Source organism: Campylobacter sp. MG1 (genome assembly GCF_026616895.1).
GTDB lineage: Bacteria > Campylobacterota > Campylobacteria > Campylobacterales > Campylobacteraceae > Campylobacter_E.
Map to the genome: position 1 here is coordinate 37834 of NZ_JANYME010000004.1, position 21858 is coordinate 59691.

Genomic DNA, 21858 nt, shown 5'->3' on the forward strand with positions numbered 1-21858 from the left:
TTCCTTAAAAAATATTCATAACAATAATTCCAGCAATTAATGCTGCTATAAAACCTATAGGAATTGCTCTTACAAGTAAGCCTTTAAATAAACTATCCTTATGCTCGTTTGCAATCGCTCCTAAAACCAATGAACCCCCAGAGCTAAATGGAGAAATAGCACTAGCTTGTGCTCCAATTACTATGCAAGTAAATAACACAACTTCACTAAAACCACTTGCATTGCTTAATGTAGGCACAAGTGGGAAAAGTGCAGGAGTAACCACTCCTAAAGTGCTAGAAAATAGCGACATAATAGCTGCAATTATCATCATCATAATAGGGACAATTATTTTTGGCACATTGCTTTCTACAAAGCCTGATAATTGATTAATCACACCTGCTTTAGTAGCAATGCTAACAAGTATCCCAACTCCGCAAATCATAATCAAAGTCCCCCAAGGAATAAGTGCTATAACTTGCTTTTCATCTCCTAATTTTAAAAGCAATGATATAGCTACAAAAACAATAGCTATTAATCCTATATCTATTTTAGAATTTATAAAAGTTATAGTTTTTTCATTAGGAAATGCAATGTGTAATAAAGGAAATGCTAATACAAAAACCATCATAAGTGCCATTAAAATTAGTGTGGTTTTTTGTTTATCATTAAAAGTAATTTTTTCGCTTAATAATTCTATTTTTATATTAGATTTTTTTGCTTTAAATACAAAAAGACTGATTACAAAAATAGGCAAAATAAAAGTAAATAAAAATATCACAAAAGCATTAGAAAATGCAATATCAGGATTTATACTTGATTTTTCCATAAGAGAGCGAAATATTATTCCACTTTGAGAAGTTGGGAAATTTGCCCCGCCTAAAGCACCATAATTAATAGCCATAGCTCCACCAACTCTATCAAGACCTGTTTTTTCACAGAGTAAAAAAGTAATTGGAGCCATAAAGGCTAAAACACTATAAAATCCAGCTCCCATTGCAGCAATTAAAGCCGATACTAAAAATATAGCATAAGGTAAAAAATATGGATAATTTTCAAATTTTTTAATCAAAAATGCAGCTAGTTTTTCTAATGTCCCATTAACACTTGCAAAATTATAAAATAACGAAACCGCAAAAATAACAAAAAATATAGAAACAGGCCAATAAGAAATAATTTCTTTAGGCTTTAAATCCATAAAAAACGCACCAATAATATAGGCAAATATAATTGCAAAAAATCCTATATTTAAGCGAGTTTTATAGCCAATTAGAATTGATAAAATAATGGCTAAGATAATAAAACTTGTAAGCATATTAATCCTTTAATTTTCTATAAAAGCTTGATAAAATTCCACCGCTAATATTATGCCATACACTAAATAAAGCGGCAGGAACAGCAGCTAGTGGGTAATTTGCAAAATGTATGCTAGCAAGGGCAGTAGCTAAACCTGAATTTTGCATTCCTACTTCTATTGATATAGTTTTTGTTTTTGCTAAATTTAATTTGAAAATTTTACCTATTAAATACCCTAAGATATAGCCTAAAATATTATGCAATATAACAACTATTAAAATAATCCCTAAATTTGCTAAAATTTTACTAGCATTAGCACCGACTACACTCATTACGATAGCGATTATTCCAAGAGTTGAAATTAGTGGCAAAATATCATTTAAAGCCTTAGTAATTTTTGGGAAAAATTTATGCATTAATATTCCTAAAATTATAGGAATTATAACGACATTTATAATGCTAATAAACATATTAAAAGCATTTATATCAACACTTTTTCCTACTAATAAATATGTAAGAAACGGAGTTATTATAGGTGCTAATAATGTAGTGCAACTCGTAATACTTAAAGATAATGGGACATCAGCCTTGCTAAGATAAGAAATGACATTAGAACTAGTTCCACCTGGACATGCTCCAACTAATGCAACACCTATAGCTAAGGCAATATCTAGTTTAAAAAAATATATTAAAAGATATGCAATAAATGGCATTATACAAAATTGAGCTAATATTCCTAAAATAACATCTTTGGGTCTTAAGAAAATTTCTTTAAAATCACTAGCCTTAACGCAAAGACCCATTCCAAACATAATAATTCCTAAAATATAGGTAACATAACTTGTCTTAATAATATTGCTAATATTAGGATATATTATGGCGAAAATAGTTGCAATTAGCACAAATAACGCTAAAAATTTTGATACAAAATCACTAATAAATTTCATAATTACTCCTTTAAAATAAAAACGTTACTTTATTTAAGATTTCTTTTATTTTGTTTAAGATTAATCTAAATTTGATTAGTTTTTATTAGTTATTATTATAAAAAAGGTGGTAATTATGAAAAAACTTGTTGTTATTGATACTTTAAATTTGTTATTTAGGTCATATTATGCTATGAGAAATTTAAGAAGCAATAAGGAGGAAACTCCTATAGGTATGATTTTCGGACTTTTAAATTTTATGCTTAAATTAAAAGAAGAAATAGAGTGTGATTATGTAATTTTTGCACTTGATAGTTCTGGTGGGTCGTTTAGAAAAGAATTTTTAGAAGATTATAAAGCTAATAGAAAAGATTTAGAAGAAGATTTAAAAAATCAAATTCCTGTTTGTATAGAAATGATAAAAAAAGCTGGATTTTTGACAATAGAAAAAGAAAAATTTGAAGCTGATGATATTATTGCAAGTGTCGCAAAATTAGCTAGAAAAAATGAAATTTTTACAAGTATTTATTCAACTGATAAAGACCTTTATCAATTAATTGAAGATGGATTTATAGAATTAGTTGGTAAAAATTATGAAGTAATTAATCAAGCATCGTGTAATGAAAAATTTGGAATCAACCCAAATCAAATGGTAGATTATTTAGCATTAGTTGGTGATAGTGCTGATAATTTTAAGGGTGTTCCTGGTATTGGTCCTGTTGCTGCTAGAAAACTTTTAAAAGAATATGAAAGTCTTGAAAATATTTATAAAAATTTAAATGTAATTGGCAATAAAAGTGCTAAAAATAAATTAAATGAGTATAGAGAAGATGCAAAATTATCATTAAAATTAGCAAAATTAGTTGATGATATAGATTTAGGTGATATTTTTAATCTATCATTAAAACCTAGTAATAATTTTTTTGCAAATTTAATAGACGATTTAGAAAAATATGAATTATATAAATTTTTAAAAATTGCTAAAAATACAGATGAAATCACAGACAAAAAAGATAAAGATATAAATTTAAATTATGAATGTGTATTATTAAATGATGAAAATGAATTATTAAAAATTGTCAAAAATTTAAATTCTATTAATATTGGTTTTGATACCGAAACTACTGGGTTAGATTATAATGATGAGGTGGTTGGTTTTTCGTTTTGTAAGGAAAATATTAGCTATTATGTCCCTATTTTGCATAAGAATACAAAAAATATAAGTAAGGATATAGCAATACAAGCTATAAATGAAATTTTTAAAAATCCTATTATAGGTCATAATTTGAAATTTGATTTTAAAATGCTAAAAACAAATTATGGTATAGATTATCCAAAAGTTTATATGGATAGTATGATATGTGCTTGGCTACTTAATCCTAGTGATAAATTTTCACTTGATTATTTAGCTGATAAATATTTAAATTACACTTGCACTAATTATGATGATATTGTAGAAAAAAATCAAAAATTTTGTGATATAGATATTGATATAGCTTATAAATATGGTGCTCAAGATGCTTTTATTACTAAGGCTATTTTTGAATATATTATGAATAATTTAGATTATGAACGCAAAGAATGTATAAAAAATGAAATGGAATTTATAAAAGTTTTAGTTCAGATGGAAAATAATGGAATTTGTTTAGATAAATTTAAACTTATAAAATTGAAAGATATTTTAGAATTAGAATTAAAAGATTTAGAAAAAGAAATTTTTAATATAGCTGGAGTTAATTTTAATTTAAATTCTCCAAAACAATTAAAAGAAATTTTATATGATAAATTATCTTTACCTGATAATAATAAGGGTTCTACAAATGAAGCGACATTAGTAAAAATAGACCATCCTATAACAAATTTAATTTTAGAATATAGAAATGCTATGAAGGTTTTAAGCACTTATGTTTTACCACTTTTAGATTTTAATAAAAATGATGAAGAAATTTATGTAGTTCGTTCAAATTTTTTACAAACAGGCACATCTACTGGTAGGCTTAGTTCAAATAATCCAAATTTACAAAATATTCCTGCAAGGGGTAAATATTCAAAACCATTAAAAGAGGCTTTTGTTTCAAAAAAAGGCTATTCTTTTATTAGCCTTGATTATTCTCAAATAGAACTTAGAATGCTAGCTCATTTTAGCAAAGATGAAAATTTATTGAAAGCTTTTTTAAATGATGAAGATATACATACAAGAACAGCTAGTGAGATTTTTGGTGAAGTAGATAGTATAAAAAGAGCTTATGCAAAAAGTATAAATTTTGGTTTAATATATGGAATGGGTGCTAAAAGACTTAGTGAAGAATTAAAAATATCATATAGTGATGCTAGTGAGTATATTAAAAAATATTTTGAATCATTCCCTACAATTAAACAATATTTTGAAGATACTAGAAAACATGCTAAAGATGTTGGTTTTATTACTACACTTTTAAGGCGAAAAAGATTTTTTTCATACACTAATGATATTCGTATTAATAATTCAAACGATAGAGAATGTATTAATAGTATTTTACAGGGTTCAGCTGCTGATTTGATTAAAGTTGCTATGATAAAAATCATACCTTATTTAAATGATAATGCTAGATTGATATTGCAAATTCATGATGAGTTAGTATTTGAGGTAAATGATGAATATATTAATGAATTTAGTAAAATAGCAAGAAATATAATGGAAAATGCCTACCCATTGAGAGTAAAAATAAAAACTAGTTTAAGTGTTGGTAAGAATTTAGCAGAACTAAAATAAGTTAGAAATCTAACTTATTTTTTATTTTTACTTTCAGTATGGTTATTATTTAGAAGTGAGCAAATTCTAATACCGTTTAAGAAAATTATCCAAGAAAAATAAAGCCATATAAAGAAAAATAAAACAGCAGAAAAGCTACCATAAATACTAGCATATACTTTATTTAACGATATATAAAATACAAAAAGATTTTTAAAAATACTCCAAATTAAAGCTACAAGAAAGCTTGTAATTACTGTTATTTTTGTGTTTAAATTTTTATTAATTGATATATGAAAGCATACGAAAAATAAAGCCCAAATGATTAAAAATGGTAAAATACCTAAAAAATTAAATTTTAATCCTATTGCATCTATATATTTTTGAATTTTATAACTCAAATAAAAACTAGCAAAAAGTCCTAAAGGAGCTAATGTAATTAATGACCAATAAATACTAAGAGATGAAAAAAAACCTCTTTTATTTGTATTGCTAACATGTGAAATTGTATTTTCATAAGCATTAAAAAACATAAATAATGCAAATATCATAGCTATGAATCCTGCTGGGTCTAGCTTTGTGCTATTTTGTAAAAATTCTTCTATATAGTTAATGCTAGTAGCTTCATTATTAGGTAGGATTAATCCTAATATAAAATTATTTATTTGCATACTTTGTTCTTTGAAATTTGGCATATGAGCGAACACAAAAAAACTAAGCGATAATATAGGTATTATGTTTAAAACACTATAAAATGATAAAGAACTAGCATGTTGTAAAATACCTTTATCATTAACATCAATAACCATTTTTAAAATTTGTAAAATCTTTTTCATAAAAATCCTAAATAAAAATAAAAAATCATATTTATACTTATAACAAAAATTGCTAAATATCTATGAAAAATTGAAAGTAAGGATAAAAATATATAAGATATAAAAAATACAAAATCAACTTTAAAATCTATTGCAAATAATTTAAAATTTAAAAAATTTATTAAAATACCATCTAATAAATTTCCTTGATTTATTATGTGTAAAAATAATACTAATGGATAAAAAATTACAAATAAAGGGGTTAAAATTATCCCAAATAGTTGTTGAAAACTAAGTAATGGAAAAAAATATAAAACAGGTGTAATCATTGCGAAAAAAACGCTAATTTCTAATAATATAATCATATAAATATTATTAATTTTAAAATGATATAAAAATAAATAAATATAAAAAACTCCAAGACATGAAAAGAAAAATCCTACACTAAAAATTAAGCTAGGGTTTATAGCTACACAAATTAAAAATGCTAATAATAAGTGCAAAAATGAAAGTAATTTTATAGCTCTTATAACGAAGTAAAATCCTAAAATTGCCATAATAAATGAGCGAAAATAGCTAGCTATCATCCCTATTTGATAAAAATACAAGGCTAAAATTATGAAAATAATTATCCCTAAATCAAAATGAATTGACCTATATGGGAAAAATCTTTTTTGAAAATACTTATAAATAATTGAAAAAATAAAGAAAAATATGGAATAAATAAGCCCTAAATGATAGCCAGAAATTGCTATTAAGTGTGCTATACCATAATAATTTACATCGTTTCTTAATTCTTTATTTATTGATTTTGCAAAAAATAAAGCTCCATATAGTTGTTTTATTTTTTCGTCTTTATGCTGGTCTAAAAAATAATTTACAAAAAAATTATCTTTGAATTCTTTTAATTCTACAATGTTATAACTAGGTAAATAAAACTTGGATTTAAAATATTCATAAAATGATAGTTTTTCCTTTGCTGCAAAATTTAATAATATATGATTTGAATTAATTTTTTTGCTTGTAGTCGTATAAATTATTATGTCTTTATATTGTAGTGATAATACATAATAAGAACGATTATTTTTAGTTTTTAAATAATTATTTAATACTAAGACTTCATATTTATCTTCGTATAAAAAATTTTGAAAATTTATAAATTTTAAGTGCGTTTGTAAGCAAAATAACATACTTAAAATTATTATTAATATAGAAAAATATTTTTTATTTATATTAAGAGTTTTTTTGTTGTTTAAATTCATCACATAAATCGTTTAAAAAACAATTATTACAATCAGGTTTTTTAGCCTTGCAAATATATCTTCCAAACAAAACTATACCTTTATGCAATTTATCAAGGTCGGTTTTAAATAGTTTCGTAAGCTCTTTAGCACAATCATTAGGAGTTTTTGCATTTGATATTTTTAATCTTTTGCTAACTCTAAAAATATGAGTATCCACAGCCATTACATTAGCACCAATTCCTTCACATAAAACTACATTAGCAGTCTTTTCTCCAACCCCCGCTAATTTTGTTAAATCATTAAAATTCATAGGAATAATACTATTGTGATTTTCCACAACGCTTTTTGCCATTTTGATAAGATTAATTGCTTTGTTTTGATAAAAATTACAACTTTTAATTAATTCTTTTATATTCATTAAATTTGCATTTGCTAAAGAATTTATATCAGGATAGTTTGCAAATAAACTTGGTGTTATTAGATTAACTCTACTATCAAGACATTGAGCTGATAACATTACACATACGATTAATTCATAGTGATTTTTAAAAATTAGTTCACTTTTAGCATTATTATATTTATCTAAAAATCTTTTTTTAATAATTAGTTCTCTTTTTAACATTATAAACCTTACTATTTTTTTACACAATATTTGTAAAATCATACATTAAATCAATTAAAGGAATAGAAAATGAAAAAAATTTCATTAGTCCTAGCAGGGCTTTTATGTGGTGTAAGTTTAAATGCAGCTGTTGTTGCTACTTTTAAAGGTGGGGAAGTTACAACTGAAGAATTAGCTCCTTATTTAGCACAATTTCAAATTAGTGATGTAAATGCACTACCAAAAGAAGCTAAAGAAGGTTTAATAAAAGATGTTGTTACTAAGAAATTATTTGCTAAAGAAGCAGAAAAATTAAAACTAGATAAAGACGATGCTTTTAAATCAGCTTTAAATAGTGCAAAAGAAGTTTTATTAGCTCAACAATATTTATTAAAAAAATTTAATGATATTAAAGTAAGTGATGCAGAAATTACTGATTATTATAATAAACATTTAAATGATTTTAAAGTTCCTGAAGCTGTAAAAACTAAACATATTTTAGTTAAAACTGAAGCTGAAGCGAGAGATATTATTAAACAATTAAAAGGTTTAAAAGATGATGCTTTAGTAAATAAATTTAGTGAATTAGCTAAAACTAAGTCAAATGATAAAGGTTCAGGTGCAATGGGTGGAGATTTGCCTTATATGAGTGTAAATGAATTAGTTCCAGAATATTTTAATGCAGCTAAAAAACTTAAAAAAGGTGAAATTTCAGAGCCAGTTAAGTCTCAATTTGGCTTTCATGTAATTTTAGGAGAGGATTACAAAGCTAGTAGACAAGGAAGTTTACAAGAAGCTAAACCTTTCATTGAAAATGGTTTAAAAAATGAAAAACATAAAGCTTTAGTAAAACAAGAGGCTGATAAATTAATAAATGGTGCAGGCTTACAAGTTAAATAAGGATTTATAATGGGTGTTTTAGAATTGGTAAAACCAGGTGTTATTTATGGTAAAGATTTAGAGCGCGTTTATGCTTACGCAAAAGAAAATAAATTTGCAATTCCAGCAGTAAATGTTGTAGGAACAAATTCTATAAACGCCGCATTAAAAGCTGCTCGTGAAGCAAATTCGCCTATTATTATTCAATTTAGTAATGGCGGAGCAAGTTTTTTTGCAGGAAAAGATTGTCCTAATTCAGCAGTAATTGGGGCAATTGCAGGTGCAAAGTATGTGCATGAAGTAGCAGCTGCTTATGGAGTAGTTGCTATTTTACATACCGATCACGCAGCAAAAAAACTTTTACCTTGGATAGATGATTTAATTAAGGCAAATGAAGAATTTTATGCAATTCATAAAAAACCTTTATTTAGTTCTCATATGCTTGATTTAAGCGAAGAAAGTTTAAACGAAAATATTGAAATTTCTTGCGAATATTTTAAGAAATTTAACGCATTAGAAATCGGTATAGAAATTGAATTAGGTTGCACTGGTGGAGAAGAAGATGGAGTTGATAATACAAATATTGACAATGCTAAATTATACACTCAACCAAGCGATGTAGCACTAGCTCATAAAGAATTAAGCAAAATTGGGACAAATTATACAATCGCAGCAAGTTTTGGTAATGTTCATGGGGTTTATAAACCAGGAAATGTAAGACTTGAGCCAGTAATTTTGCATAATTGTCAAGAATATTTGCAAAAGGGTGCAAAACCACTTAATTTTGTATTCCATGGCGGAAGTGGTAGTGAAGCAGAAAAAATCACTGAAGCAATCAATTACGGCGTAATTAAAATGAATATAGATACTGATACTCAATGGGCATTTTGGGATGGTGTTCGTGAATATGAAGTAAAAAATCACGGATATTTACAAGGACAAATCGGAAATCCTGAAGGTGATGATAAGCCTAATAAGAAATATTATGACCCAAGAATGTGGTTAGTTGCTGGAGAAAAATCTATGCAAAAACGCCTTTCACAAGCGTTTAGCGAGTTAAATTGTATGAATAGGAATTAATCTTGCAAACAATAATTGTTAAAAAGAAGAAAAGTGTATTTTCTTCTTTTTTATTTTTAATCTTTTTACCCTTATTAGTCTTCGTGTTAGCGATTTTAGCTTATTTAAATATTATAAAACTTATTATGCCATTACATACTATTATAATGTGTGCTGTGCTCTTAGTATTTGCTATGTTTTTTGCACCGCAAAATGAATATTGTGTATATGCAAAAATTAAAAAGAATTCGTCAATTTTTGAAAATGATTTAAAAGATTTTATTAAAGATAATTCTTTAAGAATTGATGAAATTAGTAAGGCTAATGTGAGTTTTGATGAATTTTTTGATAATTATTTACATAAGCTAAAGCCACTTTCATTTGGATATATTGCTAGTGCTGTTTTTCCAATGATTGGAATTTTAGGAACTTTTATAAGTATTGCAATATCTATGCCTGATTTTAAAGTAGGTAGTTCAGCTGCGCTTGAAGGAGAAATTAGCTTATTGCTTAGTGGAATTTCAACTGCTTTTTATGTTTCAATTTATGGGATTTTTCTTACTATTTGGTGGATGTTTTATTCAAGACTTGGTATTGCTAAAATTAATAATTTTAAAGAAAATTATAGAATTAATAGTAAAAAATATTTTTGGAGCAAAGAAGAATTAGAAAGAATTTCTCTTAGAAAAAATAGTGAGTTATTTTCTAATACAAATTTATTATTATCAAAGCTTTATGATAATGAGTTTTTTAATGAAATATCAAAACTCCATCAAGATAAATTTACAGGTTTTAAAGAATTATTTAAATCTTATGAAAAAATTGCGATAGTTCATACAAATTTAGCTCAAAAATCTTTAGAATTAAGCAATAAAAATACTAAGCAAATGCAAGAAAAGATAGATGAATTTTCATTAAGAATTGAAAATAGCTTGAAAGAATTTGCTAAATTAAAAGAAGATTTAGAAGCTAAATTATTAGATTTTAAAAATATTTATGAAGATGAAAAACACGAATTTAGAATAGTTGATGAATTAAAAGCCGATATTGAAAACCTTAGTAAAGAAGCAAATCAGGTATTAAATAAAATAAATAATGCGTAATAAAGATAATAATAATTTTTGGATAGTTTATGCTGATTTGATGGCTGGATTGTTGTTTGTATTTATTTTAGTTCTTAGTGCTATTGTTTTAAAATATATTTTTACACAAAATGAGCTAAAAAATGAACAAAAACATTTAGATGAATCAAAAGCTTTAATAATTAGCAAAGATGAGCTTTTGAGTTCTTTAAATGAAGAGCTTGAAAAACTCAATATTTCATTAAACGATGAGCTAAATAAAAATAAAGATGCAAATGATTATATTAAAAAATTGCTTCTTAATTTAGATGAAAATGCAAAAAATAAGGAAGAATTATTAAGCAATATTGACAAAAAAGATGCACAAATTTTAATGCTACTTAAAAATCTTGAAGATACTGAAATAAAAATAAAAAATAAAGATGATAAAATAGACGAATTAGCAAAGCAATTGAGTGGGTTTAAGGTTGAATACGAAAAGCTTAAAAATAATAAAACAAAATTAATTCAAGCTTTACAAAATAAATTATCAAATGATATTTTAATCAATCTTAATTCAGGCAGTATTAGCTTAAATGCTAGTATTTTGTTTGATAGTGCGGAGTATTTGATTAAAGATAGTGCAAAAGAAGAGCTTAAAAAAACTCTAATTAAGTATTTTGATGCCTTGCTTAGCTCACCTGAAATTCTAGCTAATATTGATAGTATAGTGATTGAAGGACATACTGATAGTGTTGGTGGATTTACTTATAATCTTGAGTTATCTCAAAAAAGAGCTTTGGAAATTATGAAATTTATTAATTCGTTTTATAATGATAAAAGATTAGAAAAACTACTTGTAGCAGTTGGCAAAAGCTATAATGATTTAAAATTTAAAGATGGCGTTGAAGATAAACAAGCAAGCAGAAGAATAGAAATAAAATTACAATTTTCAAATGAACAAGCAATCAAGGAATTTGAAAGCGTAATTTCAAAGGATTTAAGTGAAAATAGCAATAATTAGACTTAGTGCAATGGGCGATATTTTTCATATGCTATGGCATATTAATTATATAAGAGCTGCATATCCTAAAGCTAGGATTGATTTTTTTGTAGATTCTAGGTTTTATTTTTTACTTGATGGGCTTGTTTGGTTTGATAATATTTATTCATTACCACTTAAAAAACACCCAATAAAAGCAATAAAAGAGATAAAACATTTAAAAAAATCATATGATATTAGTATTGATTATCAAGGAAGAATAAAATCAGGTTTTTTAGCAAATTATTTGAGTACAAATTCTTATGGATATTCTAAAAATGGCTTAAGAGAAAAGTTAGCTTATTATTTTTATAAAAACCATTGTAATTGTGATTATTTAGAAAATGTGTATAAAAGAAGCCTTGAATTAACTCGCTTTGCTTTAAAAGAATTTAAAAATGATGAGTTAGTAACTAGTGATGTATTAATTTATGATGAGATAAAAACTCAAAATATTATGAATAAAATAAAGCCTTTAGTAGAAGATGAATTTATATTATTACATAATGGCTCAAGCAAGATAAATAAAATGCTTCCTTTAGAAAAATTGATTGATATTTGTAAAAATTGTGATTATAAAATATTGCTTAGTTGGGGTTCTCAAATAGAACTTGATAGGGCAAATGAGATTGCAAAAGAATGTAAAAATGCTAAAGTCTTGCCTAAAATTTCATTAAATGAATTAGTATTTTTAAGCAAATTAGCAAAATTAATTATAGGAAATGATAGCGGGACTACTCATATTGCTGTGGTTTTAAATCGTCCTAATATAACTTTTTTAAACGAATGTGATAAAAAACCTGCAAAAAGATTTGTTAAACCTAGTGAAATTCATTATTATTTTTCAACTTTTAAAGAAGTTAGTGCTGATAAGGTTTTAGCAATTATAAAAAAGGTATTTAATGAGTAGAATAAAAGATTATTTTTATTTGTTAATATTTTATTTTCTAAATTTTTTACTAAAATTAATTCCTAATAAGATTTTAAAATTCTTTGCTAATTTAATCGGTAGCCTAGCATTTAGAATTAATAAAAAACATAAAAATATAATCTTAAAAAACTTAGAGCATTTTTGCAAACTCACACAAGCTCCAAAAAGTATAGAAATTACCAAACAAGTTTATAAAAAATTTGCCTTTTATATATTATCAATGGTAAAAAATCAAAATATAAGCCAAGAAAAATTATTAAAACAAATAAAATTATTCAAAAACGAAGAATATTTACAAGATTTATTAAGTGCTAATGCAAAAATAGTTTTTACAACAGCACATTATGGATATTGGGAGATTTTGCCATCTGCTGTTGCTATTAAGTTTAATTGTAAAATAAATGTAATAGGAAGAGCCTTAGAGAGTGCAAAAATTAATGCAATACTTACTAAATATAGAGAAAATTTCGGAGTAAAACTAATAGAAAAAACAAATGCTTTAAGACCTATGATTAAGGCTTTAAATAGTAATGAATTAGTAGGAATTGTAAGCGATCAAGACGCACATATTAAAGAAAGTAGCGAGTTTATTTTATATGGTAGAAAGGTTACTCAAAGCAATGCAGCAAGTCTTATAGCTAAAAGGTGTGATGCTTATTTATTGCCTGTTTATATTTATGAAATTAGCGATGGTTATTGTATAGAGTTTTTTAAGCCATTAAAGGCTAGTGAAAAAACAATAGAAGAACTTAGCTTTTATCAATTAGAATGCACGAAAAAAATGTGGGAGAAAAATCCTAGTGAGTATTTTTGGTTTCACAAAAGATTTAAGACATTTTATGAGGATGAGTATTGAAAATTTTTATATATTTACCTAATTGGCTAGGCGATGCTATTATGGCTGCTGGTGCTATTAATGCTTTAATTAAAAAATATCCTAATGCAAAAATTACTTTTTATGGAAGTTTTGTAGCTTGTGAGCTTTATAAGGATTTAGGTGAAGTTGTAGTAGAGATAAAAAAACAAAGATTAAAGCAAATTAAGGCTTTAAAAGAAGAATTTGATTTAGGAATTTCATTTAAGGCAAGTTTGTCATCTAAGTTTTTGTTATTTATATTAAATGCTAAGAAAAAATTTTATTTTAAAGCAAACAAAAGTGATAATACTCATCAAGTTTTAAAATATTTTAATCTAATAAAGCCACTTGGATTGGATGAACAATTAAACACAGCTTTACCTTTTAAAAAGCTTAAAACAAGAAAACTAATAGGAATAGCAGCTGGTGCTAATTATGGTGCTGCTAAATGCTATGAGCCTAGTTATTTTGCAAAAATTGCTAGTACTTTTAAAGAGCATAAAATAATACTTTTTGGGACTAAGAATGAAGCTGGAATTTGTAATTTTATTGAAGATGAGCTTAAAAAATACGATATAAAAGCCATTAATTTGTGTGGTAAAACTAATATTAAAAGATTGGCTTTAGCAGTTTCTAGCCTTGATTATTTATTGGCAAATGATAGTGGAATTATGCATTTAGGTGCTAGTTTTAATATAAAAGTTCTAGCATTTTTCGGAGCTACAAATATTAAACAAACTTCACCATTTTGCAAAAATGCAAAAGTTTTTAGTATCAATTTAGCCTGTTCGCCTTGTATGAAAAGAGTATGTCCTTTAAAGCACCACAATTGCATGAAACAAATGACACCTGAATTTGTGTTAAATAATTTATATACTTAAAATAATTTTTAAAGTAAATTTATTAAAAGCATTGAGTTCATTATCTAAACTCAATGCTAAAGCTAGAATTAGAGCTTATTACATTTGTTGAATATGTTCTAATTAAATCTTTTACATATTCGTTATTTTGCTTATTTTTATCTAATTCTATTAAAACCTCACCTTTAGGTAGTTTTGTGACCGTAGAATTATAATCGCTATTAAATATAATTGAATTTACAATATTTTCTATACTCTCTAAATAATAATGCCCTGTGGTGCTTTTTGTATTATATAATTCACTTATTTTACCATTTTTATCAATATAATTTAAATTTAAATCTGTAGATAATAATTTAATATATTTTGAATTTTTTGGTGCTTTTAAGTCTTTGTAACTAGCACTTGCAAATATGAAAGAGTAATTATTACTTAATATAGTATCAACCCCATCAATTTTAATTGTACTTGTTTTATCTATACTAAATTCACTAGCCATAGGGTTTATTATAGCTTTATTCGTCGGTGCATATTGGTTTGTTTCATGAAATTTTGTATAGCCTATTTTTGTAATAAATTCTAAATCTTTTTCTTTTGCTAGATAGTTTTTTGCAATATCACTTAATTTTTTATTATTTATATTTACATCTTTATTTAATTCGCTTAATTTTTTATCAAATGGTTTATTCAATATATTTTTTGTAGCTATAAAATTCATTTTAATATTTTGGTTTGTTATATTAATTAATTCTTCTTTTAATGTATTAGTATAAATTCTATATCTTTTATCAGCATTAGTATCATTATTATCTAAAAATTTCAAATCAAATTCTATACTAATATCATTAGGAAAATATTTATAAACTAATTTATTATTATCAATTATTCCGTGGTTTTTAATCACAATAGGCAGTTCTAATGAATGTGTAAAATCACATCCTAATCCAAAACATTTACCTAAATCAGCTTCACTTTGACCTATAACTTCATCGCTAAATAATACAGCATCTGATAAATTATTTGACGTTTTAATATCTTCTAAACTTTTTGTAGAATTGCTTTTAAAGTTAATATTGACTTCATTTATTTTTACATTACAAGAAATTTTGCCATCAACATTTACAGTGTTAGAAAAGCCATTTGTATGACATTTATCATTTAATATATCATCACCTACGAAGTCGTTTTCTAAAAATTCAATTTTACCTTCATTTGAGAAAGGATATCCTATTTTTAATTCTAATTCATTTGACTTATTAATCATAGCAGGAGTAGTTTTGCTAACTTTATTGTAATTTATATTTTCTAAGTCAAATTTATATTCATTACTTAATGAGTCATAAACTTTGAGTTTTGCAAGTTTTACCCCTAAGTTATTTACATTTATAACTCTATCTTGGGTATCATAAATAGTAGCTTTTATTTTTGTAATAGTATCTTGAAAACTATCATCAACATTTAGATTAATATCATCTAATTGTATTCTAGCAGGACGAACCATAAATTCTCTACATTCTTTTTTAATTACTGTGTTTTGTTTATTTAGTTCTTCATAACAAATATCGTGCTTTCCAATGGTTGTATTAATAAATTCAATTACATAATCTCCTGTAGGAAGTCCATTACCATCCACGCCATCTGGGTTTACTACATAATCTTTTGAACAGCCATTAAAATCACATTTTTTATAAATTATAATATTATTTATATTTTTTACTCTATCGGTGTTTGAATAAAATTTAATTTTATTTGCCGTTTCATTTTGTAATAATCCGATATAAATATCATTTCCAGCTACTCTTGTATAAGCTTTATTTGCTATTTTTGCTTTATCGTTTTCTAAATCGCTAAGTTTAGGTCGTAGTTCTTCGTTAATACTTGGTTTATTATCAAAAATTTTCCATATACTACCGAACATAAATTTATTAATATTATCACCAGTTTCATCGTAAATAAATGCAATTTTTGGTTTATTTGAAGTATTTAAAAACATTGCAGTATTTGTATTGCTATCATAAATATTTTGTATTTCTAATTCAATAAGCATAATATCATTAGCATTAATTTTAAAATCTCTTATAAAAAATTCCATTTTATTTGAATTTATATAATCTAGTATTTTACTTTCATTATATGTATTTATTGTATTTGTTTTTTCATATATATTTTTATTTTTTGTTAAATTTATAACTTGGATTTTATAGGATATTTTATATTGTTTTACAACATTATTAGTGTTACTATTTTTATAAATTGAATCTATAATTAATTCTGGTATTTTTTTATAAATTTGATATTTTTTATTATTTATAATACCTTCACCTTTATGATAAAAGTTACTATTACTATTAAAATTTATTTGAACAGCATTAAAATCAGGGTAAAAATTTTTAAAATTATCATTTGCTAAAAGTTCAAAAAAAGCAATAAACAATAATATTATTTTTTTCATACTAATCCTTAATTTAAATTTATTTTTTTATATTATATTAAGTTAAATTTAATTTATAGTTTTAATTATTATTTAATTTTGTGAGATTTTTAATAAAATTTAAATATACAAAGTATTTAAAATATGCTTTAAATTTATTTAATTTAAGATAATTATGTCTTTTAGTAATATAAAATCTTTTTTGATTTAAAGAAAATGTATAAAGATTAGGTTTAGCACTTGGATTAAAATTATTAAATACCATGATATATATTATTAAAGACCATCAATATAATTTAGTTCTAATTAGACTATAGCAATAATTTTTATGATGATTAAAGCTATTCTTTAAGAATAGCTTTTGATTAGCTTTTACAACTAGCACCTTCTTTAAACACTGCTCCATAATCGTTTTTTGAATCAGGTTTAACTAAATCTAAATTCTTTTGCACTTCTAAGCTCTAATCAATCTAAACAAACAAGTTTTTTAAAACTAATAGCAATACGATTAAGTAATTTAAGGTATTACGAAAGGCTGAAAATATTTACAATGCGTTGTTTTTTTTATTATTTAACAAATAAATCAAAATAGGAGAAAATTATGTCAAAAGATACAAAAACGATGATATGTCCTTTTTGTGATGAGGAATTAAGATTTGGTGTAAAAGTATGTAGGGGCTGTCAAGCTGAAATTACTTACGACGATGGGAGTAGTGCAGGAGGTATAATTTCACTTTTTGCTTTTGCATTAGCTTATGTAATATTTTTTATTAGTTTTTTAGGTGATAGTTTTTTTGATAAATTAACTAATTTTGGGTTCTACTTCTATCTTCTAATAGATGTAGCGCTTTGTATTGGTGCTATTAAAACAATGGATGGAGCAAAACCTAAAGCAAAATTTGAAAGAAGGCAATTTAGATAATTAAAAACTATAAAAATTTTAAAAGCTCATCGCTTAATCAAAAAATACAAAATTAATTTAAGCGAGAGCTTTTTTGAGCCTACACTTAGCAAAACTCTCATTTTAACAATTATAATAATTTTATTTCGTGTTACATATACTCTTTATAATCATTTTATAGTGTAGAAGATTGTTAAATAATTCTATTAATTATCTAATAAATTTTGATATTAAGTGGCTTTAACACTATGATGATTAAAGCTATTCTTTAAGAATAGCTTTTGATTAGCTTTTACAACTAGCACCTTCTTTAAACACTGCTCCATAATCGTTTTTTGAATCAGGTTTAACTAAATCTAAATTCTTTTGCACTTCTAAGCTCTCATCCATTTGCCAAGCATTCCAGCCACCATCATATACATAAATATTTTCCCAACCATCAAGTAAGGCAATAAACCAAGCAACACTAGCTCTCCAGCCTGTGCCACAATAAAAAGCTAAATTATCATTTTTATTAATGCCTTGACTTTGCCATAATTCATATATTTCATAAGGATTTCTAAGCGTTCCATCAGGGTCGTAATAATCAGCCACATTAGATGAATTTGTCCCTGCAAATCCCCAAATAGCTCCTTTTGGCTCACCGCTTTTTGGTATATAATCATAACCACTAATTTTGCCTATAAACTCATCCCAAGCCCTAATACTTACTAGCTTTAAATCCCCTTTATAATTTTTAATATCATCTGGCATTGATATATTTATATTAGCATTTGCAGGAATTATCGCTTTAAAATCACTTTCTTTATTAGGTATATTTGGAGTTTTTTCTATGCTAAATCCTGCTTCTTGCCAAGAATATAGCCCACCATTTAAAAATCTAACATCTTTAACCCCAGCGTATTTTAATGCAAAAAACACTCTTAAAGCTGCCATTTGATTTTTAGAATATAAAATTATAGTTTTTTCACTTGTAATCCCTAAGTTTAAAAGATTATTTTCTAAAGTTTTTGCATCACTTAAATTCCAAACAGGAGCATTCTCTATTAAATCCGTATTAAAATGATAAGCACCTTTTATATGCTCGCTGTATTCATCACTATTTTCTCCCCAACTAACCTCAAAAACCATAAAGTCTTTGCCATCAAAACTCTCAACTTTTTTGCCTTGCATTAAATCATTTAGCCATTTAGGATAGACTGCTAGTTGATAATTTTTAAGTTTTACTAAATCATTATTATTTGCATAATCTATAAAATCAGCATAAATCTCGCCTTTATAACCACGAGCTAAAAACTCCGAGCTAACTTTTTTTATCTCATCTAAATTAGAGCCATAAAATACGAGCTTTTTATCCTTTGTAATGCCTTTGCCTTTGAAATATTCTTCAAATTTTTTATTTTCAATAAAATCCATTGATAAAGCACTAATATTTAAAGCCTCTTTAATATGACCGCCGTTTTTTGCCCCATCTTCGCTAAAACCATTATAATAACTATCAATTCTTGTATCAATTATCAAATAATCACTATTTAATCTAGCTTTAAACTCATCAGTATTTAATAATTTAACATTATCAGCATTAAAACAAGCACTAAAAATAAGTGCAAACAATAAAATTAATTTTTTCACGATACTCTCCTTAAAATAATCAAAAATCCAAAAAGCATAAAAGGTAAAAATATAAAAGCTTGAAAGCTAAAATAAGCACTAGCTATTAAAATATTTGCCACATTGCAACCACTTGCAAGAGAAGCTCCAAAAGCCATCAAAAAGCCTCCAATTACACTAAAATATCCTTGTTTTAGCGATACACCTTGAAGCGAAAATGATTTTAAATTCGCAACAATCCCACCTAAAATACAACCAAATAAAAAATAAACTCCAGAATCTAAATACCTATATTGATTGGTTACTAGATATAAAATCATATTTTTACTAGGCACTGATAAAGTAAAACTAAAACCAATCATTTTCCACATTAAAAGACTTAAAATTGCTAAAACTATTGCTAGAATACTGATTTTTTTGGCTTTATAGATTAAATATATACTTAAAATTCCAAGTAAAATCACTAAGATAAAAGGCGAAATATTTAAAAAAGTATGAATATTAGTAAGCTCATTTTTTGTAAAAATATCTATATATTTTTTAAATATTCCATTAAATAAAGCCATACTAAAAGCAAAAGAAAAAGCCGTTATTAAATAAGAACTATTATTAATAACTCTAGTAAAACTACCACTAACACAAGCCTTGCTAAACGCCATTCCAACGCCAAATGCAAAGCTACCTATAATAGTAGCAAGTATTGAGAATTTAAACTCGGGTATGGTAATTAGTTTAAAATGTTCTAATGTGAATAAGCCAAGAGATTGTAAAAATATACAAAAACTTAAAGCACTAACAAATGAAAAATCTTTAAAATAAAAAAGATTTCTAAAACCAGAAAAAAAGCAAAATCTATATCTTGCTAATAAAAATCCAAAAACAATTCCAAATATAAGCGTATTCATTACCTAATGACTTTCTAAAATAATTTTGCTAATTGTATAGCATAAAAATTACAATAAATTTAATTACTTGTTATTTGTATTTTGTTTATAGAATTTGAAATTATGCATACAAATTGGCGTAAGGAAATCAATGATAGTTGTAAAAAACTTAAATAAATTTTACAATAATAATAAAATTTTAAACAATATATCCTTGAAAATAAATGATGGTAAAATCTGTGCAATTTTAGGCAAAAGTGGCTCAGGAAAATCTACATTACTATCTTGTATAAATGGCTTAGAAAAATTTCAAAGTGGTGAAATTTATATAGATAATCAATTAATCAATACTTTAGATGAAAAAGCACTAAGAATAGCTAGAAAAAATATAGGTATGATATTTCAAAATTATATTTTAATATCAAGAAAAAATGTTTATGATAATATTGCTTTACCTATGCAGTGTTGGGGATATGATAAAAATATAATTGATTTAAAAGTAAAATCACTTGCAAAATTAGTAGGGCTTTTTGATAAACTTTATGTAAAACCTAATGAATTAAGTGGTGGGCAAAAACAAAGAGTAGCAATAGCAAGGGCTTTATCGTTAGAGCCTAAGTATTTATTATGTGATGAATGTACATCAGCACTTGATGAAGGCACTACTGAATCAATATTAAAACTATTAAAAGAATTAAATGAAAAACTAAATATAACAATAATTATAGTAACTCACGAAATGAATGTGGTAAGGGCAATTTGTGATGAAATTTACTATATAAAAAATGGCGAGATATCTAATCTATTTAGTGCCAGTGAATTTTTCTTAAATGATGATTTTAGGCTTAATAAATCAGGTTTAGAGTTTAGTTTATATATAAAAAATTATGAAAAGTATACGCAAATATTTTATGATTTATCAAAAATTTTAAATAATCCTTATGAAATTATAAGTACTAATTATCATCATTTTAATAATACTTCTACTATGCAAATTAATATTTCAATAAATGAGATTGATAAAAATACTTTTTTAGATTTATTAAAAAGTCTAGATATTACTTATAAACAAAAGGATGATAATGTTTGGTGATACAAGATTATTTGAATATATGAATATATTAATTATTCCATCAATTTTAGTAACTTTAAAAATGATATTTTTTTCATTTGTTTTTTCAGTGTTTTTTGGATTTTTACTTGGAATTTTAATGTTTATCACTAAACTAGATGGTTTAAAGCCCAATAAAATTATATTTTTCTTAGCAGAAAAATTTACTGATTTAATAAGATCATTTCCCACCCTTATTTTAATGGTAGCAATTACTCCCATAACAAAATTTTTTATAGGCACTTCAATTGGTGTAAATGCAGCTATTTTTACAATTACATTAGCGTGTACTCCTTTTGCAGCTAGAATGACTTTAAATTCGTTTAATACTATTGATAAGGATTTAATAAAAGTAGCAAAATCTTTTGGTGCTACAAATTTACAAATTATTTTTAAGGTTTTATTAGTTGAATCCTTACCGACTTTAATTTCTAACTACACAATAATGCTTGTAAATATGCTAAATATGAGTGCTATGGCAGGAGCTATTGGTGCTGGTGGTTTAGGAGCAGTTGCACTTGCTTATGGTTATCAACAATATGATGAGATGATAATGTATTTTATAGTTTTTATTTTGATAATTATAGTTTTTTTAATAGAAAAAATAAGCAAAATTATTTATTACAAACTTAAATAAGGA

The 21858-nt window shown here is 25.2% G+C and carries 19 protein-coding genes; 11 read left to right on the top strand and 8 right to left on the bottom strand.

Annotated features, from left to right (window positions below):
• Positions 1-4: 4 nt before the first annotated feature.
• Together NY022_RS04325 and NY022_RS04330 are read right to left on the bottom strand one after the other, a co-directional pair.
• Positions 5-1294, bottom strand: coding sequence for an SLC13 family permease (locus NY022_RS04325; protein WP_267523824.1), 1290 nt, complete (start codon positions 1292-1294; stop codon positions 5-7).
• Between the two features lies 1 nt (position 1295).
• Positions 1296-2222 (bottom strand): bile acid:sodium symporter family protein, encoded by a 927-nt coding sequence (locus tag NY022_RS04330; RefSeq protein ID WP_267523826.1) that lies wholly within the window; start codon positions 2220-2222, stop codon positions 1296-1298.
• Between the two features lie 115 nt (positions 2223-2337).
• Here NY022_RS04330 and polA point away from each other — a divergent pair, with 115 nt between their 5' ends.
• Entirely contained in the window at positions 2338-4953 is a 2616-nt protein-coding gene (gene polA, locus NY022_RS04335; protein WP_267523828.1) for a DNA polymerase I, read from the top strand.
• A 14-nt stretch (positions 4954-4967) separates the two neighbouring features.
• Here the strand turns inward: polA and NY022_RS04340 are convergent, their stop codons facing one another.
• Genes NY022_RS04340 through nth form a run of 3 tightly spaced genes read right to left on the bottom strand, consistent with a single transcriptional unit; the run spans position 4968 to position 7613 of the window.
• On the bottom strand, positions 4968-5768 hold the full coding sequence (locus tag NY022_RS04340; protein WP_267523830.1) for a YihY family inner membrane protein: 801 nt from the start codon (positions 5766-5768) through the stop codon (positions 4968-4970).
• The gene (locus NY022_RS04345) at positions 5765-6937 is read right to left on the bottom strand and encodes a ComEC/Rec2 family competence protein (RefSeq protein ID WP_267523832.1); all 1173 of its coding nucleotides are present in this window, start codon (positions 6935-6937) and stop codon (positions 5765-5767) included. The genes NY022_RS04340 and NY022_RS04345 overlap by 4 nt, the downstream gene beginning before the upstream one ends.
• Positions 6938-6980: 43 nt before the next feature.
• Positions 6981-7613, bottom strand: a complete 633-nt coding sequence (gene nth / locus NY022_RS04350) for an endonuclease III (protein ID WP_267523833.1) — start codon at positions 7611-7613, stop codon at positions 6981-6983.
• Between the two features lie 69 nt (positions 7614-7682).
• Here nth and NY022_RS04355 point away from each other — a divergent pair, with 69 nt between their 5' ends.
• The 7 genes from NY022_RS04355 to NY022_RS04385 all read left to right on the top strand — a co-directional run bounded on the left by NY022_RS04355 (position 7683) and on the right by NY022_RS04385 (position 14301).
• The gene (locus NY022_RS04355) at positions 7683-8492 is read left to right on the top strand and encodes a peptidylprolyl isomerase (protein ID WP_267523834.1); all 810 of its coding nucleotides are present in this window, start codon (positions 7683-7685) and stop codon (positions 8490-8492) included.
• A gap of 9 nt (positions 8493-8501) precedes the next feature.
• The gene (gene fbaA / locus NY022_RS04360) at positions 8502-9551 is read left to right on the top strand and encodes a class II fructose-bisphosphate aldolase (RefSeq protein WP_267523836.1); all 1050 of its coding nucleotides are present in this window, start codon (positions 8502-8504) and stop codon (positions 9549-9551) included.
• A gap of 83 nt (positions 9552-9634) precedes the next feature.
• On the top strand, positions 9635-10633 hold the full coding sequence (locus tag NY022_RS04365) for a MotA/TolQ/ExbB proton channel family protein (protein WP_267523837.1): 999 nt from the start codon (positions 9635-9637) through the stop codon (positions 10631-10633).
• Positions 10626-11615, top strand: a complete 990-nt coding sequence (locus NY022_RS04370; RefSeq protein WP_214115765.1) for an OmpA family protein — start codon at positions 10626-10628, stop codon at positions 11613-11615. The genes NY022_RS04365 and NY022_RS04370 overlap by 8 nt, the downstream gene beginning before the upstream one ends.
• Entirely contained in the window at positions 11596-12543 is a 948-nt protein-coding gene (locus NY022_RS04375; protein ID WP_267523838.1) for a glycosyltransferase family 9 protein, read from the top strand. The genes NY022_RS04370 and NY022_RS04375 overlap by 20 nt, the downstream gene beginning before the upstream one ends.
• Positions 12536-13420, top strand: coding sequence for a lipid A biosynthesis lauroyl acyltransferase (locus tag NY022_RS04380; protein WP_267523840.1), 885 nt, complete (start codon positions 12536-12538; stop codon positions 13418-13420). Before NY022_RS04375 ends, NY022_RS04380 begins: the two co-directional genes overlap by 8 nt.
• Positions 13417-14301 carry a glycosyltransferase family 9 protein gene (locus NY022_RS04385; protein WP_267523841.1) on the top strand — a complete coding sequence of 295 codons (885 nt, stop codon included), beginning with the start codon at positions 13417-13419 and terminating at the stop codon, positions 14299-14301. The genes NY022_RS04380 and NY022_RS04385 overlap by 4 nt, the downstream gene beginning before the upstream one ends.
• Before the next feature lie 40 nt (positions 14302-14341).
• On the opposite strand, the gene NY022_RS04390 is transcribed toward NY022_RS04385, so the two are convergent.
• A complete protein-coding gene (locus NY022_RS04390; RefSeq protein ID WP_267523842.1) occupies positions 14342-16732 on the bottom strand; it encodes a hypothetical protein in 2391 nt (796 codons plus the stop codon).
• A 580-nt stretch (positions 16733-17312) separates the two neighbouring features.
• Between NY022_RS04390 and NY022_RS04395 the strand changes: the two genes are divergently transcribed.
• Positions 17313-17633: a hypothetical protein gene (locus NY022_RS04395; protein WP_267523844.1), complete on the top strand. Its 321-nt coding sequence runs from the start codon at positions 17313-17315 to the stop codon at positions 17631-17633.
• Between the two features lie 264 nt (positions 17634-17897).
• Here NY022_RS04395 and NY022_RS04400 read toward each other — a convergent pair whose 3' ends face one another.
• A complete protein-coding gene (locus NY022_RS04400) occupies positions 17898-19244 on the bottom strand; it encodes a rhodanese-like domain-containing protein (RefSeq protein ID WP_267523845.1) in 1347 nt (448 codons plus the stop codon).
• A complete protein-coding gene (locus NY022_RS04405; RefSeq protein WP_267523846.1) occupies positions 19241-20128 on the bottom strand; it encodes a YeeE/YedE family protein in 888 nt (295 codons plus the stop codon). The genes NY022_RS04400 and NY022_RS04405 overlap by 4 nt, the downstream gene beginning before the upstream one ends.
• A 130-nt stretch (positions 20129-20258) precedes the next feature.
• Here NY022_RS04405 and NY022_RS04410 point away from each other — a divergent pair, with 130 nt between their 5' ends.
• Positions 20259-21200 carry a methionine ABC transporter ATP-binding protein gene (locus NY022_RS04410; protein WP_267523848.1) on the top strand — a complete coding sequence of 314 codons (942 nt, stop codon included), beginning with the start codon at positions 20259-20261 and terminating at the stop codon, positions 21198-21200.
• Positions 21190-21855 carry an ABC transporter permease subunit gene (locus NY022_RS04415; RefSeq protein ID WP_267523850.1) on the top strand — a complete coding sequence of 222 codons (666 nt, stop codon included), beginning with the start codon at positions 21190-21192 and terminating at the stop codon, positions 21853-21855. The genes NY022_RS04410 and NY022_RS04415 overlap by 11 nt, the downstream gene beginning before the upstream one ends.
• Positions 21856-21858 lie beyond the last annotated feature (3 nt).